Annotated in this window: 12 protein-coding genes and 1 pseudogene; 6 read left to right on the top strand and 7 right to left on the bottom strand. The window is 60.9% G+C overall.

Going from position 1 to position 15,848, the window contains the following annotated elements:
- Nucleotides 1-5 precede the first annotated feature (5 nt).
- Together LFT44_RS19360 and LFT44_RS19355 are read right to left on the bottom strand one after the other, a co-directional pair.
- Complete coding sequence (locus LFT44_RS19360; protein WP_236800147.1) at nt 6-1,679, bottom strand: hydantoinase B/oxoprolinase family protein; 1,674 nt, start codon at nt 1,677-1,679, stop codon at nt 6-8.
- A 10-nt stretch (nt 1,680-1,689) separates the two neighbouring features.
- Entirely contained in the window at nt 1,690-3,741 is a 2,052-nt protein-coding gene (locus LFT44_RS19355; RefSeq protein WP_236800146.1) for a hydantoinase/oxoprolinase family protein, read from the bottom strand.
- Nucleotides 3,742-4,134: 393 nt separating this feature from the next.
- Here LFT44_RS19355 and LFT44_RS19350 point away from each other — a divergent pair.
- The 6 genes and pseudogenes from LFT44_RS19350 to LFT44_RS19330 all read left to right on the top strand — a co-directional run.
- Nucleotides 4,135-4,945 (top strand): annotated as a pseudogene (locus LFT44_RS19350) (ABC transporter ATP-binding protein); the annotation flags it as partial.
- A 322-nt stretch (nt 4,946-5,267) separates the two neighbouring features.
- A protein-coding gene (locus LFT44_RS19345) for an IS3 family transposase (protein WP_236800145.1) occupies nt 5,268-6,430 on the top strand; the annotation gives its coding sequence in 2 pieces (ribosomal slippage) (nt 5,268-5,546 and nt 5,549-6,430; 1,161 coding nt in all).
- Nucleotides 6,431-7,316: 886 nt separating this feature from the next.
- Nucleotides 7,317-7,445 carry a hypothetical protein gene (locus LFT44_RS22030; RefSeq protein ID WP_272910875.1) on the top strand — a complete coding sequence of 43 codons (129 nt, stop codon included), beginning with the start codon at nt 7,317-7,319 and terminating at the stop codon, nt 7,443-7,445.
- Nucleotides 7,446-7,481: 36 nt separating this feature from the next.
- On the top strand, nt 7,482-8,015 hold the full coding sequence (locus LFT44_RS19340) for a flavin reductase family protein (RefSeq protein ID WP_236800144.1): 534 nt from the start codon (nt 7,482-7,484) through the stop codon (nt 8,013-8,015).
- A gap of 589 nt (nt 8,016-8,604) precedes the next feature.
- Nucleotides 8,605-10,521, top strand: coding sequence for a PAS domain-containing hybrid sensor histidine kinase/response regulator (locus LFT44_RS19335; RefSeq protein WP_236800143.1), 1,917 nt, complete (start codon nt 8,605-8,607; stop codon nt 10,519-10,521).
- The gene (locus tag LFT44_RS19330; RefSeq protein WP_236800142.1) at nt 10,518-11,156 is read left to right on the top strand and encodes a response regulator; all 639 of its coding nucleotides are present in this window, start codon (nt 10,518-10,520) and stop codon (nt 11,154-11,156) included. The genes LFT44_RS19335 and LFT44_RS19330 overlap by 4 nt, the downstream gene beginning before the upstream one ends.
- A 210-nt stretch (nt 11,157-11,366) precedes the next feature.
- Here the strand turns inward: LFT44_RS19330 and LFT44_RS19325 are convergent, their stop codons facing one another.
- From LFT44_RS19325 to LFT44_RS19305, 5 genes are all read right to left on the bottom strand, one after another.
- Entirely contained in the window at nt 11,367-11,933 is a 567-nt protein-coding gene (locus tag LFT44_RS19325; protein ID WP_236800141.1) for a fumarylacetoacetate hydrolase family protein, read from the bottom strand.
- A 527-nt stretch (nt 11,934-12,460) separates the two neighbouring features.
- Nucleotides 12,461-12,973 (bottom strand): NADPH-dependent FMN reductase, encoded by a 513-nt coding sequence (locus LFT44_RS19320; protein WP_236800140.1) that lies wholly within the window; start codon nt 12,971-12,973, stop codon nt 12,461-12,463.
- A gap of 73 nt (nt 12,974-13,046) precedes the next feature.
- Entirely contained in the window at nt 13,047-13,841 is a 795-nt protein-coding gene (locus LFT44_RS19315) for a carbon-nitrogen hydrolase family protein (protein ID WP_236800139.1), read from the bottom strand.
- Between the two features lie 60 nt (nt 13,842-13,901).
- Nucleotides 13,902-14,591: a GntR family transcriptional regulator gene (locus tag LFT44_RS19310; protein WP_236800138.1), complete on the bottom strand. Its 690-nt coding sequence runs from the start codon at nt 14,589-14,591 to the stop codon at nt 13,902-13,904.
- 106 nt (nt 14,592-14,697) lie between these two features.
- Entirely contained in the window at nt 14,698-15,780 is a 1,083-nt protein-coding gene (locus LFT44_RS19305) for an LLM class flavin-dependent oxidoreductase (protein WP_236800137.1), read from the bottom strand.
- Nucleotides 15,781-15,848: the final 68 nt, after the last annotated feature.

Raw genomic sequence — 15,848 nt, 5'->3', positions numbered from 1 at the left:
GGCGTTTAGTAGCCGTAGTGGGTCCTGGCGAATTCCTCGGTAATAAAGCCGTTGATGATGTCGTACTCAATGTCCTCGCGGGAGCGATTGGCGACATCGCCGAAACCGCCGCCGCCCCCGACAGCCAGGCGAACCACGTCGCCGGCCTTGATTTTCCGAGCGTTGGCCTTCAGCGTCCGGACCTCATCCTGGCGGCCGGGGTTGATCACCACTTCCGGGCCCTGGGCGTCGGAGCCGCCGAAGAGGCCCCAGGCCGGTGTCTTGGACCTTTCGAACCAGAGACCCACCACGCAGTCGGCCAGGAACTCGTATTCACGGACCACTCCGTTGCCGCCGCGCCACTGCCCGGGGCCGCCGGAGTTGGGGCGGATGGAGTACTCGTTGATCCGCAGCGGGTAACGGGTTTCCATCATTTCGATGGGCAGGTCCTTGAGGGAACCGTTGACGTTGTTGATCATGGCGGATTCGCCGTCGGTACCCTGCCAGGCGCCCCAGCCGCCCAGGGTGGCTTCCATGCTCACGAAGTTCCGGCCGAAGCGGGGATCGAAGCCGGCGGCGGTGATGATCATCGAGTCGCCGTGGCTCGCGCTGGCCACGCGGTCGGGCATGGCGGGTGCCATGGCCTTGGAGACCAGGTCGATCAGCAGCCCCAGGTGGGAGAAGTACCACTGGCAGGGTGCGGGTGCCACGGCGCCGAGCACGGAGCCGGAGCGGACCTGGGTTGTCAGCGGGCGGAAGGATCCGCCGTTGGAGTTGGAGTCCGGGCTGACCAGGAGCTTGTAGCCTACGCGCAGGGCCGAGACGGCCTGGGCTGCGCCACAGTTGACCGGGCCCATGGTCTGGTCGGCGGAGCCGGTAACGTCGAAGTCCACGGTGTCACCTGCAACGGTGATTTTCAGCCTGATGGGGATGGGGGTGTCCAGGTTGATGCCGTCGTTGTCCAGCACGCCTTCGGCTTCGTAGACGCCGTCCGGGATGTTGCGGACGGTTTCGCGCTCGATCTCCTCGGTCTGCCGGAAGATTTCATCGCGGGCGGCATCGAGTTGCTCCATGCCGTACCGGCCCACCAGCTCCTTCATCCGGGTGGTTCCCATCCGGAGCGCGGCGATCATCGCGTGCATATCGCCGATTGTCTGGTAGGGGAAGCGCACGTTGGTGCGGATCAGGTCCACCACGGAGGTTTCGATGCCTGCCTCCATAAGCTTGACCGGCCCCATGCGGAAGCCCTCCTGGAAGATGTCCGTGGCATCCATGGAGCCACCCACATCCTTGGATCCCATGTCCATCCAGTGCGCCCGGGTGGCGGCGAAGCCCACTACCGAGCCGTCGTTGAAAATGGGCGCGAAGATGGTGACGTCGTTCAGGTGCGTGCCCCCAAGGTACGAGTCGTTGAGGATCCAGACGTCCCCTTCCTGCCAGACTTCGCGGCCGTACAGCTCTTCCACGGCAATGGAGCAGGTTTCGAGGTTGCCGAGGAACAGGGGGAGGCCGGCGGACTGTCCGAGCACACGGTGTTCGGTGTCCAGCAGCGCCACCACGCAGTCCCCGCCCTCGTAGAGGATGGGTGAGTAGGCGGAGCGGATCAGGGTGGCGTTCATGTCATCCGCGGCGCTGGTGAGCGCGTTGCGGATGATTTCAACGGTTACGGGATCCAGGGTTTTGACTGCGGCGATTGTCATTAGTGGTACCTCAATTTCCTTCTGCGTCTTCGGTGCGGATGACCAGCGAGCCGAACTCGTCCACGGTGACGTTGAACCCTGGCGGCACTACGGTGGTGGCGGTCTGCTCCACGATGATGGCGGGACCTTCAAAGGCGTGCCCGGCGGCCAGGTCGTCGCGGCGCACCACGGTGGTCGCGTGTTCTTCGTGGTCAAAGACCACCCGGCGCACTTCGTGCTTGAACTCCGGGCTCTGTGCCTTTGCGAAGAGCGGTGCCTCCAACCGGCCCAGGTCGCCCACGGCCTGTGTCCTGAGTGCCACGATTTCGATGGGGGCGCCAGGGTTGGAGTGACCGTAGCGCTCGTGGTACATCGCGGAGAAGCGGGTGGCCAGGTTGGCGACGAAGCCTTCCGACTCGGGTTCGTCGGCAGAGGTCAGGGGAACGTTCAGCGAGAATTCCTGCGACTGGTAGCGCACGTCCACCGAGGCGCTGGTCCCGCGGCTTTCCTCGGGGACGCCCTCGGAGACAAGGGACTTCAGGCCCTCCGCTTCCATCCGGCGCAGGACACCGGCCATGTCGGCGACGTTGATGTCTTCATCGAGGAAGAAGTACGGCTCGGAAAAGTCCTTGCGGATGTTGGTCTGCAGCATTCCCCATGCCGAGAACGCGCCGGGGAACCGGGGAACCACCGTTTCGGGGATCCCCAGCTCCTTGGCGAGGAAGACTGCGTGCATCGGTCCTGCGCCGCCGAAGGCGACGAGGGCAAAGTCGCGCGGTTCGATGCCGCGGGAGATGGTGATGGTCCTGATGGCCTGGGCCATCTGGGAGTTGGCGACGTCGCAGATGCCTTCGGCCATGGCGATCGGGTCCAGGCCGAGCTGGTCTCCCACGGTTTTGAGGGCGGTGATGGCTGCTTCCCGGTCCAGGGCGACCTGGCCGCCGGCGAACCAGTCGGGGTCCACACGGCCGAGTACCAGGTTGGCGTCGGTGACGGTTGGTTCGGTGCCGCCGCGGCCGTAGCAGGCCGGGCCCGGGTTGGCGCCGGCGGACCGTGGGCCTACCCGGAGGCCGCCGGCTTCGAGCCATGCCACCGAGCCGCCACCGGCTCCCACGGTGTGGATGTTGACGACGCTCATGAGCATCGGAAGGCCTTCGAGGTGGGCTTCGGTGGACACGTCGGGTTTGCCGTCGACCACCAGGGAGACGTCGAAGGAGGTGCCGCCCATGTCGACGCCGATCAGGTTGCGGTTGCCGGACACGCCGGCCAGTTCGACGTCGCCCATGGCGCCGCCCACCGGACCGGACAGCAGCGTCTGCAGGGGACGCTTGCGGGCGGACTCGGCCGTGAGTACGCCGCCGGAGGACTGCATGATGTGCAGCGGGGCCTCCACGCCGCGGTCGGCAAGTTTCTCTTCCAGGTCTAGGAGGTAGTTGCGGACCACGGGGCCCGTGTAGGCCTCGACGACGGCGGAGGAGGTGCGCTCGTATTCGCGCCATTCTTTGGCTGCCTCGTGCGACAGGGAGATGGTGAAGTCTTCGCCCAGTTCTTCGAGCAGGATTTCGCGGGCACGAAGTTCGTGGGCCGGGTTCTTGTAGCTGAAGAGGAAGGCAACGGCCACGGCGCCGTATCCTTCGTCCAGTGCCCGGCGGGCTGCCTGACGGACGGCCACTTCGTCGAGCGGCCGGATCTCGTGGCCCTGACCGTCGAGGCGGCCGCCGACGCCGATGACGTCCTTCCGCTCGAGGAGGGGAGCGGGTTTGCGGTACTGGGCGTTGTAGAGCTCCAGGCGGGGGCCGCGGGCGATGTGGTAGGAGTCCTCGACGCCGGCGGTGGCCAGCAGCAGCACGGGAACACCGCGGCGCTCCAGGAAGGCGTTCAGGCCCTGGGTGGTGCCGTGCACCAGGAATTCGATGTCGGAAAGGTCGGTGACAATCGATTGGAGGCCCGCGATGACGCCCGCGCTCAGGTTGCCCGGTGTGGTGGATGCTTTGGTTGCCTCATAGGTTCCTGCGGCCTGGTCGTACGCCACGATGTCCGTAAACGTTCCGCCGATATCCATCGACACCCTGTAGTTCGGCATGTGTATCTCCTCATGGTTCTGGGGTGGAACTTGGTGTGTGGGAAATCACGTTAGAGAGCAGGGGCTTCGGGTAGGGGTGCGTCGTGCACAATCCAGGAGGAAGTAAAAGGGCTTGCTGCCCAAGAGGCCGTCCGGAAAGCCGGTTTTCCAAGGGTTTCAACTAACCGAGAAAATGATGGATGGAATTTGCGCGTGATGCTTGACGCGCTCGCTGAGCGACTTTTCGTCTTTCACGGCGGACCGAATTGGGGCGGTGCTGGGCGGGCAACCGGGCGCCGGGCGTCCAGGCCCATCAGCAGCGTTATGCCTCTCAGGCAGCGCGGCGAGCCGGAAATGGTTGACGCCGGTGACCATTCCGCTGACGCTGGGGATTGCTGCTGATTGCCAAGCGTCTCGCGGCAGTTCACGCAGCCGCTGGCACAGTTGGGGTCCATGGCGAACCTGCTGCAGTCCGGGTTGCGTCTGCGGAGCGGGTGTTTGAGCTGCTGATGAGGACGAGGAGTCCGTGGAGCCGGCGCCGTCTGCCGGGCCGCTGTTTGGGCGGGGCGGCTGCTGTTCGAGGACGTGTCGTTCTCGTACTCGCCGGGGAAAACCACGCTGGTGAACCTGATGATGCGGTTCCACGAGCTGGACGCGGGGCGGATAACGTTCGACGGCGTGGACGTCACCTCGGTGCCGGGCGCGAGCTGCGCTCGCGGATGGGGATGGTGCTGCAGGATGGGTGGTTGTTCGGCGAGACCATCCGGGACAACATTGCGCTCGGGCGGCCAGGGGCTACTTCGGAGGAGGTTCTGGAGGCGGCGCGGGCGACGTATGTGGACCGGTTCGTGAAGTCCCTTCCCGAGGGGTACGACGCCGTCCTGGAGGACGAGGGTGGGAACGTGTCCGCGGGGGAGAAGCAGCTGCTGACGATTGCGCGTGCCTTCCTTGCGCGGACGTCGATGCTGATCCTGGATGAGGCGACCTTTTCGGTGGACACCCGGACCGAAGTGCTGGTGCCGAAGGCAATGAGCACGCTGCGGTCCGACCGGACTTCCTTTGTGATCGCTCACCGCCTGTCCACGATCCGCGACGCGGACCTCATCCTGGTGATGGAGGCAGGCCAGATCGTGGAGCAGGGGACGCACGCTCACTGCAGGCTGCGGGCAGCCCTTACGCGCGACTGTATGAGGCCCAGTCTGCGGCTCCTGCGGGGGAGGTCTGAAATTTGTGCGATGACGGGTTCCCAAGAGCGGGCATCTCTTGGACAAGAGTGTCCGGCGGCATGACCGTCCGGTTGGTATCTAAGACCCCTTCATCGGAGTGTGCAGAAAAGCTCATTGGGGGCCTATTCTGACGCTCTTATCCTTGCTGTCTGACGTCGGGTTTGGGTGTACACAGTCTGACTGCATAGTGCTTGCCTTTCGCTAGCAATACGAGTTATCCACGGCTGGTGTTATCGGGAGCCCAGCGGAGGGGACTGCTGAAGGTTTGATTGACACTTTGCCTGTGAGGATTTGATCCTCGCGGGTGGAAGGATGTTCATCATGCCCAAAGCCTTTCCCGAAGAGTTCCGCCGCGATGTCGTCGCGGTTGCCCGCAAGGGCGAAGCACCCATCACCCAGATCGCCAAGGACTTCGGTGTCTCGCCCGCTGCCCTGCACCGCTGGATGAAGATCGCCGATAGAGAAGATGGCGTGAAGTCCGGGGCGGTGTCCGATGACGCCGCGAAGCTGCGGGAGGCCAACAAACGCATCCGGCTCCTGGAACAGGAAGCCGAAGTCATGCGCCGTGCCGTGGCCTATCTGTCCCGGGACATCAATCCAAAAAAATGATGTACCCGCTGGTCCGCGAGCTGGCTGCCAGGGACGCCCCGATCAGGGTTCCCGTGGCAGTGTCCTGCCGGGTACTGAATTTCTCCAGACAGGCCTACTACCAGTGGGCCGCCAATCCCGTCCCCGCCCGGGACTGGGAAGAAGCCCACTTGATCAACGCGGCCATCGACCACCACCGCGACGATCCTGCCTTCGGATACCGGTTCATCGCCGATGAGATCAACGCCGGTCCCGGCCCGGCCGCCAGCGAACGCCGGATCTGGCGGTTGTGCTCGGAGAACGGCATCCTCTCGGTGATCCACCGGCGGCGCCGCTCAGGGCTCAAGGCCGGCCCTCCGGTCCACGATGACCTCGTCGAACGGGACTTCAGCGCCACGGCACCGAACCGGAAATGGCTCACGGACATCACCGAGCACCACACCGGGGAGGGCAAGCTGTACCTGTGCGCGATCAAGGACCTTCACTCAAACCGGATCGTCGGATACTCGATGGACGGGCGGATGAAAGCGTCCCTGGCCGTCGCCGCCCTGGACCACGCCGTGGCCCTCAGGAAACCGGCGGGCACGGTGGTCCACTCGGACAGAGGGTCCCAGTTCAGATCCAGAAAGTTCGTCCTGGCCCTGAACACCTATGGGCTGAGCGGATCGATGGGCCGGGTCGGGGCCTGCGGTGACAACGCGGCGATGGAATCGTTCTTCTCCCTGCTTCAAAAGAACGTCCTGAACCGGAAACGATGGGAGACCCGGGCCGAGCTCCGGCTGGCCATCACGACCTGGATCGAGCGCAGCTACCACCGCAAACGCCGTCAACGCGCCCTCGGGCGGCTGACACCCATCGAGTTTGAGACAATAAAAAACGCGGCCTCAGCCGCGTAAGAAATTATCAACCACAGCTGTCAACTAAACCTTCAGCAGTCCCGAGATCCCTCAGCAGCAGCAGTTGTGGTGGGTAACTGAAATAGGATCGGCGCTGACTAAGGGCTGTATCGGTCCTTTGCCGGCTGCACCGGTGGAGCAAACATCGCTGGTAGCTCAGCTTACGGAACGGCTTGAGGCCATCGACTTAGATTTTGACTGATGTAGGCATCGTGCCTGCAGACCCATCGGTCGGCCGTGCTCCGCCCCTCTGTTGCCCGAATGGCTTCGACGGGGATCCCGTTCAGCGCGGCGAGCCAATAGAGATTTTCCGCTTTCTTTCCAGAGCCGTGTCCACAATCAGGACACTCATTCCTGCCTGGCCCCTTCCCACCAGCGGCTTCAAATCGCCAGGATGCGAGCCACAATAAGAAGCGTTTTTTTGGCCAAGGAGTGGGTGGGGGCAAAGCCATCGGCTGGGGACCTCCTGGATGATTGGGTTCCGGTATAAGCACAAGCGGTATGTGTAGCGTCATTTGGCCCCAAAGGCCGGTATTGCCGGGGGCACCTCCCACGGAAGCTGACTTGCTCCACCAGATCACAGCCTTTAGGGAACTTGCATCATCCTTTTGGTCGGAAAAAGACCATCTCTTCGGAACCCAACCGGCCGATGTGCGCCACATCACCTGGCGTAAGAATTGTTGCGTCTGGGCCCAACGGGCCCTGCCTTTCTTCAAGATTTCTGTCCACGTTTTTGGTAGCTCGCTTCAAGGAGGAAGCAGTGATGTCAACCACGTTTCAATTACCCACGACTTTCCGTGCAAGGCGGAGGGCCATCGCCGCTTCAACAGTTGACAAATCCTTTCAAGCTGCAGAGGCGGGCCATGCCCTTGTGGCACCCGGAGGGATGAGCTCCTTTGCTTGGGAGGGCGCCTACATCGAGCCAAACGATCAGTCTGCGGAGTCAATGGACCCGGTCACGCAGCCCAACCCCGAACTTGAGCGATTTATCGCAAGCCTCATGTACGGCGAATAGAACGACTATCCACATCACACAATGGAGTTGAGGAATATGACAGTCACTCTCGACAAGAAGACGGCCCTTGAACGAGCATTTGATCCACGGGCTTTCCGTGACACGCTCGGGCATTACGCTTCCGGCATCACCATTATTAGCGGCATCGACGAGGACGGCCCCATCGGCTTCACGTGCCAGTCCTTCTACTCCGTCTCGACAGAACCACCCCTGGTGTCCTTCAGCGTCATGACCAGCTCTACGACCTACCCGCGGCTACGCGAGACCGGCAAGTTCGTCGTAAACGTCCTCGCCCACGACCAGGACAACGTCTCAAACCAGTTTGCCCGCAAAGGCACCGACAAATGGGCCGGAATCGACTGGTCAACAACTACCGAGGGCAACCCCATCATCGCCGGCACTCTGATGTGGCTCGACTGCGACATCTGGGCAGAACACGAGGCCGGCGACCACTACATCGTCATCGGACGCGTCAACGAAATGAGCCCAGCCACCTGGCATAAAGAAGAACCACTGCTCTACTTCAAGGGTCAGTATCGCCACCTCCGCGGGATCGAAGACAAGCTGTAGACCTCATCCGCGCTCTCCCCTAGGGCGTCGCCTTGCCTGCCAACGATCAAATCAGTAAGGCAGCGCCGGCAGTGGCCGGAACTAATTGAACTGCGTGGTCACCGGACGATGGCTATGTCCCAGAAGGTACGACCAACCAACTTTGGACTGGCAATTTGCAGAGGTATTTATATGTCGCTTTGGCGCGAGAAAAGAAAAACGAAACCGGCACGAGTCGTTGCCGACATCCTCCGGGAGCGCAACGAAAGAAGAACTGCCGCCCTCGTTGCCTGCATCACGGAGATAAGCGGTACAGGAGGCGCCGAAACCGTCACACATTCTCTTGTGGCTGAGCGGGCTGGCCTTCCGCTTCAATGGGTCGAATGGCAATACCCATCCCGGGATAAGCTTCTCGCCGTGGCAGGTAAGTAGCTACAGCACACCATGGAAGTCGGCCTGGTCCTGAAAGGACCAGGCCGACTTCCATGCCCAAATGAAATGGAGGTCCAGCGTTGAGTGCAACGGAGGCGCTTATGTCTAATCCGCTGTTCCACGAATTATCCGACTCAGCACCTTCCGGCATGACGGAGCACCGTGAAAGACTATTGCCGTGAGCCCTGATGAGGCTCTTCGCCTGCTGAAAGAGAGTGCTTTCGACGCGGCCCCGCTGGCCACTGCCATTTTTCGTAAAGAATCCCCTACAGAGCTGGTGTTCGTAGGAGGCAACGGCAAGCTCGATGCATTGCTGCACGACTCAAGCGAGCCTGCGGTTAATCCGGATGACCTCCCAACCCCGGCCCTGATAAAACTTGTTGCAACATCGCTTTCTGACCCGGCGGGCGATCAAACTATGACGGTACATCTGGGCGAGCAGCTGGCTGCCTTCCGCCCCCAGGTCAAGATGTTCAACGTACCCGGCGATCCTGCGGAGTATCTTGTGGTTCAGTTGGCTGCGCTAGCGGAGCCGGACTCCACCGAACACGACTTACATTCCCAAATCAGGCAGCTGAAGGATCTCTTAGACAATTCAGCGGCCCTTATGTACGTCAAAGACCTGGACGGCCGTTACCTAATTGCCAATCACTACTACGCCCGACACCTTGGGATCACAGCAGAATCAATCATCGGAGTGACTGATTATGATCTGTTTCCCAAGGCCGTGGCCGACGACTACTCCAACAACGATGACATGGTCATCAGGACCGCCAGCTCAATCGAAGTCGAGGAACTCTTGGCGACAGACCGGAACCAGTCCGAATTGGATGAAGACAGCCGTTGGCTGTCCATAAAATTCCCGCTTCTGGATGACGCCGGCAAGCCATACGCTCTGGGCGCGATCTCCACGGACATCACCGACCGGAAACGGGCGGAAAGGGCTGCCCGGGAAGCGATGCATGACGCGGAACGTGCTAACCGCTCGAAAAGCGAATTCCTGTCAAGGATGAGCCACGAGTTGCGGACGCCGCTGAACGCCATATTAGGTTTCGCGCAACTGCTCCAGGATTTGCCCCTAAGCCCCCGGGCAGCCGAGAGTACCAGTCACATCCTCGATGCCGGCAAGCATCTGCTGGCACTCGTCAACGACGTTCTGGACATCACTTGGATCGAGGCCGGCGCCCCTGGCATCGCCTCCGCTCCCGTACCGGCAATCGAGTCGATCCACCAAGCCCTCAAATTGGTGCGCCCTCTGGCCGCGGCACAGGACATCGAGATCGCTAGCGATTTGCATGGCGCCTTGCACCGTTACGTCCTGGCTGACACTCAGCGGCTAAGGCAAGTCTTCATCAATTTGCTGAGCAACGCCGTGAAGTTCAACAACCCACAGGGTGCTGTAAGGGTCTGGTGCGAGGTGGTGGACGGGGCCCTGCGCTTCTTGGTCATGGACACAGGCCCCGGGATGTCCGAGGACGACGTGGAGCGTCTGTTCAAACCATTTGTGCGCCTTGATCAATCGGCTTCCATTGAGGGGTCCGGTCTCGGCCTTGCCCTTTCCCGGCGACTTGTGGAGGAAATGGGCGGCTCCTTAGGCATTGAACATACTGCCCCGGGCGAGGGGTCCACCTTTTACGTGGACATGCCGCTCGTGCCTGCACCGGAGGAGGATCTCGACACGTCGGTCCCCGAAAAGGACGCTGTCGACACCAGCGACGCTGCGCATGCTACGATCCTGCAGATCGAAGACACTTACGCGAATATCCGCTTGGTGGAGAACATCATTTCCGGGATGGCCGGGCTGAACCTTATTTCGGCTACAAGTGGTGAGTCCGGGGTAGCTCTGGCCCAGGACCAAGCGCCTCAGCTTATCTTGTTGGACGTGAATCTCTCCGACATGTCGGGGGTTGAAGTCGTAAAACTTTTGCAGCAGGACGAGCGTACGAAGGACATACCGGTGATTATTCTTTCCGCAGATGCAACTCCGGCGCGCATAGCTGAACTCCGGAGTATGAAGATCCTTGATTACCTAACTAAACCGTTCGATATCGAGCATTTTGCGCGGACAGTTCGCCAGGCGCTTGCTCTGGCATGAAAATCTTCACTATCTTCATTGCCGATGACCACCCGGTCTACAGGGAGGGCCTCGCCCAAAACTGGAAGAACGTGCCTCAAATCGAGGTTGTGGGCTCAGCCGGAGACGGGAAGAGTGCACTGGCAGCGATCCGGGAACTGAAGCCAGATGTGGCAGTCATGGATTTACAACTGCCTGAGCTCGACGGCATGGAAGTTCTGGAGACACTGTTCGCCGAAGCGGCACCAACGAACATTCTTGTCTTGACCGCATACATGGACAGCAAGACGGTGTTCAGGGCCTTCACCCATGGAGCCCGCGGGTTTCTGGAGAAAGCGGCGTCCTTTGATGAGATCACGGATGCGGTCCTGCGCATTGGTGCCGGTGGAACCATCATCGCTCCGTTCGCGCAGGACGTTCTCGCCCGCGAACTACGGACCCGCCGGGACACGCCTAGCAGGCCGACGCTCACCGCCCGCGAGGTCGAGATCCTTCGTCTTGCAGCCGATGGTCATTCGGGTCAGAAAATTGCCAACGAGTTGCACATCTCCTTGACGACCGTTAAGACACATCTGCAGCACATCTACGAAAAACTCGAAGTCTCGGACCGGGCCTCGGCGGTCGCGCAAGCCATCCGACGCGGAATCCTCCACTAACTCATCGAAATGGGTGGCCCTGGTTGCTTGAGCGGCGTCGTCACCCTTCCTTGGTGGCACCGTCCCCTTTTCTCCATGCTTCAAAGGCTTCCGGCGGAGCCCCCCCATATGACATTGCCCGGACCGAAAACAGTGTTTCATTCGGAGCTTCTTGCACGATTGTGCCGTTCTTATATGGCCTAGGAATAGAGGCATGGGTAGGCGCGAAGATCAGGCAACATCGTTGACCAAGGTCCCGATCCCATCAATCGTCATGGCCACCGTATCTCCGGGCTGGACTCCAACAATGGTGCCAGGGGCTCCGGTCATGACGACATCACCGGGTTCCGGTGCCATCCACTTCGTCACGTGAACTAAGCACTCCACCACGCCGGAGCTAAGGTTAAAGGTTCGTGAGCGAGCTTCGGCCCGGCCATTGACCGTGACATTGATGCCAAGGTTCCCCGGATCCGCGATATCAGTTTCAATCCACGGCCCTAACGGGGTGAAATGATTTCCTGATTTGGCTTGAAAGAGTCTTTCGTCAATCACCGCCCGGGCGGCGTTGGTGGCATCGTTGGCAATGGTATAGCCCAAGACATGATCCAGAGCATTTTCCGCCGTAAGGGCAAAAGCACTCTTACCAATAACGACGGCAAGTTCACCTTCCACGTTCACAGCGCCCACCCGCCAGGACGGCTCGATAACATCATTCGGGCCAGCAACAGTGTGGACTGACTTGAGCCAAGGCTGTATAGGCAGCGGGGTGATAATCGTCGTTGTGCCCGATTCCGACAATAACTGCCGGGCAGGCTGGGGCCAGCAGCTTCGCCTTCCGGGCGGATGTTACTGGACCCAAGAATGTTGGAACCGGAGCAAACGGATCATCTATGTGATGCCATTCCTCATTCAGGTAGATGGGATGCCGAATGCCTTCGCTGGTCAATAGCCGTGCCATTCGCATTGCGTTCTCATTCTCTCGCCGTGCCCCGGAGCCCCAGCGCTAGTCGGGACAGGCCAAACCCAGTGGGAGCGGCGCAGTAGTGGTCGGATCAATTGGCGTCGGCGTCACTGATACCTATGGATCGCGCGTGGAGGCCTAGCCGGCGCCGTGGATAGTTGGTCATGACGCTGAAGGAATCCGGGCGTTAGGTCGAGACGGAGTAGAAGGACTGGCAGGTAAAGCCGATCAGCCGTCCTCGTCATGCCGCTGATGATGGTGTTGCTGTAAGCGTAGTGCCCGAGCGTGGCACGGAAGACCCGCGGATCAAACGCCGAGTCTGGACCCTCGCAGGGTTGGGACGAGAGACGTGCTGTTCCTCCACTCAGGCACCAGGCGCGGGCAATGACGCGGCGATGCCCGCGGCACGGCTGAGATTAGCCGCGTACTCCGCCGCCGCCTGGGTAATAATTTCGTCGAGGTTCTCCATCTGGCTGGACACGAAATAGAAGCCACGGCCCGGGACCACCGCGCCGAGTTCGACCAGAAGCGGTGCGAGGCTTACCGACGGACCCAAGGCGTGGGTGAGATCACCCCCGGTATGGAGCGGAATTGCCGTCACCCCGGCCAGACCATTCGCCGAATACCTGTCCAAGAAGGCCTTGAGAAGACCCGTATAGGTGGCCTTGTAAGTGGGAGACGCGAAGACCACGAAGTCGCTCTCCGCGACGCGGCCGTTCAAGGCCGCCATCTCCTCGGAGGGCCACGCGAAAATCTCCGCCGTGTGGTCCGCCAGATCGATGATCTCCAGCTTGTAACTGCCTGGCGCGAGGAGCTTCTCGACGAGGCTCTTCGCTACTTCCAGGGTCCGCGACTTGGGTTTGGGGTTGCCTACCACGATCGTAGCCTTTAGCGTCATTGTTTGTTCTCACTTCTTCCTAGTCAGTGCGTAGTTGCGGCTTAGCCGAGCCCTAGAACTGGCGTGCATTGACCAGCACTGGAAGTTTGCTGCGGACGTCGTAGAGCTGTGACGGTTCGATATCGACAACGATCAGTTCAGGTTTGCCCCCAAGTTTCGCCAGTTCGGTTCCCAGCGGAGAGATCACCGCGCTGCGACCGATCCCGGTGGGAGCAGCGCCCGCGGTGTCGGCACCGATAGTTTCGGGGTCCCCTTGGCCGCAGGCGACCACGAAAGTCGTGCTGTCCAGTGCGCGGGCCCGGACCAGCAGGTCCCATTGTTCAGCCTTGCCTTCACCTGTACCCCAAGAGGCACACACGATATTGACCTGGGCTCCCGCTCTTGCGTTGGCCGAAAACAGGGCGGGGAAGCGCACGTCGTAGCAGGTGGCCAAGCCGAAAACCGTCCCATTGAATTCAAAGGTCACAGGACTTTCGCCGGCGTCGACGCTTTCGGACTCCGCGAAGCCAAAGGCATCGAAGAGGTGGACCTTGTCATAAGAGGTATCAACCCCCGGTCCTGTAACCAGCAGGGTGTTCCGTACCCGTCCGTCCTGTCCGGGCGTGAACATTCCGGCCACAATCACAATGCCTAGGTCCTTGGCGATTTCGCGCAGTTCCTCCGCCCAGGGGCCGTCGAGAGGCTCAGCGACATCAGCCAGGGAGTGGCCAAAAGCCCGCATGACTGCCTCGGGGAACACGACGAGCTCGGCCCCGGCCGTTTTGGCTTCGGCGGCATAGTTCCGGACGAGATCGAGGTTTCGCGCCGGGTCGGCGCCGCTGACGATCTGGGCGACTGCGAGACGCATGGAAGAGCTCCCATCTATTGTGTGCAATTCGAGGTGTCAAAGGGGACGGAGGTATGCCGGTCAGGCTCGCAGCAGGACGTTCCGGATCGCGGCGAGATGCTCATCGATCGCCTTTTGCGCCTGGAAAACATCGTCTGCCACCAGGGCGTCGAGAATCTCCTGATGTTCGGTACATATCGTGTTGCGGCGACCGACGGTTGGGCACACGACCGAGACTCCCGCCAAGGTTTGCCGGACGTGGAGGTTGCTGTAAGTACGGGAAATCAGTTCGCTTCCGGCGGCGTCGATGAGTTGTTGGTGGAACAACGTGCCAAGCCGCATGAAATGGCGGGCCGCCCCCGGGTCCTCGTTCTCTGAAATTGCGACCTGGAGGTCGAGTGTGTCCTGCATCCGGTCCGCGGGGACCCGCTGTTCGGAAATTACCAGCCGCGAGGCATGGCCTTCCAGGATGCTGCGAAGTTCCATGAGTTCGGAAATCTCCCTGCCGGAGATGGCTGGCACGTAGGCTCCACGTTGTGGAATCAGCTCGACCAGCCCCTCCGAGACCAGAAGCATGAGTGCTTCGCGTACCGGGGTGCGGGAAATGCCCAGCTCGGCGGCGAGGTCCGCTTCCTTAAGGAATTGACCCTGTAATTCCGGATCAGTTAGGACACTTTCGCGCAGGTGCACATAGGCCTTGTCACGGCCTGACGCAGCCGTTCCCGAGATCTTTCCCATGCCGAGGCCTCCGAATACGTTGCGTGGATACATACCAAGCCCCGCTGGCGCAAAGGGCCACCTAGGCGGTTACCCCCAGGCGGCCGGGCGAGGCACGCCACGTGCTCGTCCGACCGCCTGGAAGGAGGCTTCAGCCGTCTTATGCCGGCTGAAGTGCGGCGAGCTTCTCGCGCACCAGAGGCAGTACCTTCTCACCGAAAATCTTGATGTCAGAGACGTAGTCGACGAACGTCATGAGCACGCCGGCGACTCCCGTATCGCGCTCCATTGTCGCGATCTGTTCGGCCACGTTCTCATAGGAGCCGTGAAGTACCGGGAAGCTCATGAAGGTCAAGTTACCTTCTTCTGCAGGCGCAGTGAGCCCTGCGACAAAGTGTTCGCTGGTGCCTCCTGTCTGAGGATCGAGCGCCGCACTGCCGGCAACGTTCTTCAGCGCCTCCATGTCCCGACCGTCGACGATGTGCTTAGTCTTTGCGAATGCCTCTTCGTCGGTCTCGGCGGCAATGATTGTAAAGAGCGCGTAGGTGCCGACTTTCCGCCCAACACGCTCTGCTTCCTCAAGCATCGGCTTCGTGATCTGGGGCAGCAGCTCACGGTCGCCGAAGACGAAATTGTAGTCACCGTGGTGCGCGGTATACACCTGCCCCTTCCTGGACTGGCCAGCCGTGACGATGGGGAGTTCACGACCCGAGCTCGGCAGGCATGTGGCGTCGTTGATGTCGAAGAACTCCCCCTTGAACGTGGTGCGCCCATCTCGCCACAGTCCACGCATGATCTGTACGTATTCCGAGGCGTAGTCGTACCGCTTGTCGTAGTATTCATCACCGGGCCATAAGCCCATTGGGTCGTATTCAGGGCGGTTCCAGCCGGTGACGAGGTTCACTCCACCGCGACCCTTTGCGACCTCATCGAAGGTCGCGAGCTGGCGGGCCGCGATCACTGGAGGGATACCGAGGATCGGAACCGTTGCGAACACATCGATCTTGCTGGTGAGGGCGGCGATGCCAGTAGCCAGGACGACCGAGTCGAGGCAACCATCCCAGTAACCGGTCTTTCCGCCAAAGCCGCGATATTTGATCATCGAGAGAACAAAATCGAGACCAATGTTTTCGACCTCCTGGGCGATCTCGAGGCAGTGTTCAAAGGACGGCTCGTACTGCGGTGCGTTCTCCGAGATGATGTATCCGTTTTGGCCATTCGGAAGGAAGACTCCGAGTTTCATTGCTACTTCTTCTCCAATTTCATTGTTGGTGGATTGCGTGCGCGTCAGATTTCTGCTTGATGATTCGC

Origin of the sequence: Arthrobacter sp. FW306-05-C, assembly GCF_021801725.1 — a bacterium.
Classification (GTDB): Bacteria; Actinomycetota; Actinomycetes; order Actinomycetales; family Micrococcaceae; genus Arthrobacter.
Note: the sequence above shows the minus strand (reverse complement) of the source record. Positions and strands in the feature narration are given on the sequence as shown.

Bases quoted from the DNA above. Each gene is read 5' to 3' on its own strand.
- LFT44_RS19360 (WP_236800147.1), bottom strand. From the start codon at position 1,679: ATGACAATCGCCGCAGTCAAAACCCTGGATCCCGTAACCGTTGAAATC.
- LFT44_RS19355 (WP_236800146.1), bottom strand. From the start codon at position 3,741: ATGCCGAACTACAGGGTGTCGATGGATATCGGCGGAACGTTTACGGAC.
- LFT44_RS22030 (WP_272910875.1), top strand. From the start codon at position 7,317: ATGAGCTCCTTTGCTTGGGAGGGCGCCTACATCGAGCCAAACGATCAG.
- LFT44_RS19340 (WP_236800144.1), top strand. From the start codon at position 7,482: ATGACAGTCACTCTCGACAAGAAGACGGCCCTTGAACGAGCATTTGAT.
- LFT44_RS19330 (WP_236800142.1), top strand. From the start codon at position 10,518: ATGAAAATCTTCACTATCTTCATTGCCGATGACCACCCGGTCTACAGG.
- LFT44_RS19315 (WP_236800139.1), bottom strand. From the start codon at position 13,841: ATGCGTCTCGCAGTCGCCCAGATCGTCAGCGGCGCCGACCCGGCGCGA.
- LFT44_RS19310 (WP_236800138.1), bottom strand. From the start codon at position 14,591: ATGTATCCACGCAACGTATTCGGAGGCCTCGGCATGGGAAAGATCTCG.
- LFT44_RS19305 (WP_236800137.1), bottom strand. From the start codon at position 15,780: ATGAAACTCGGAGTCTTCCTTCCGAATGGCCAAAACGGATACATCATC.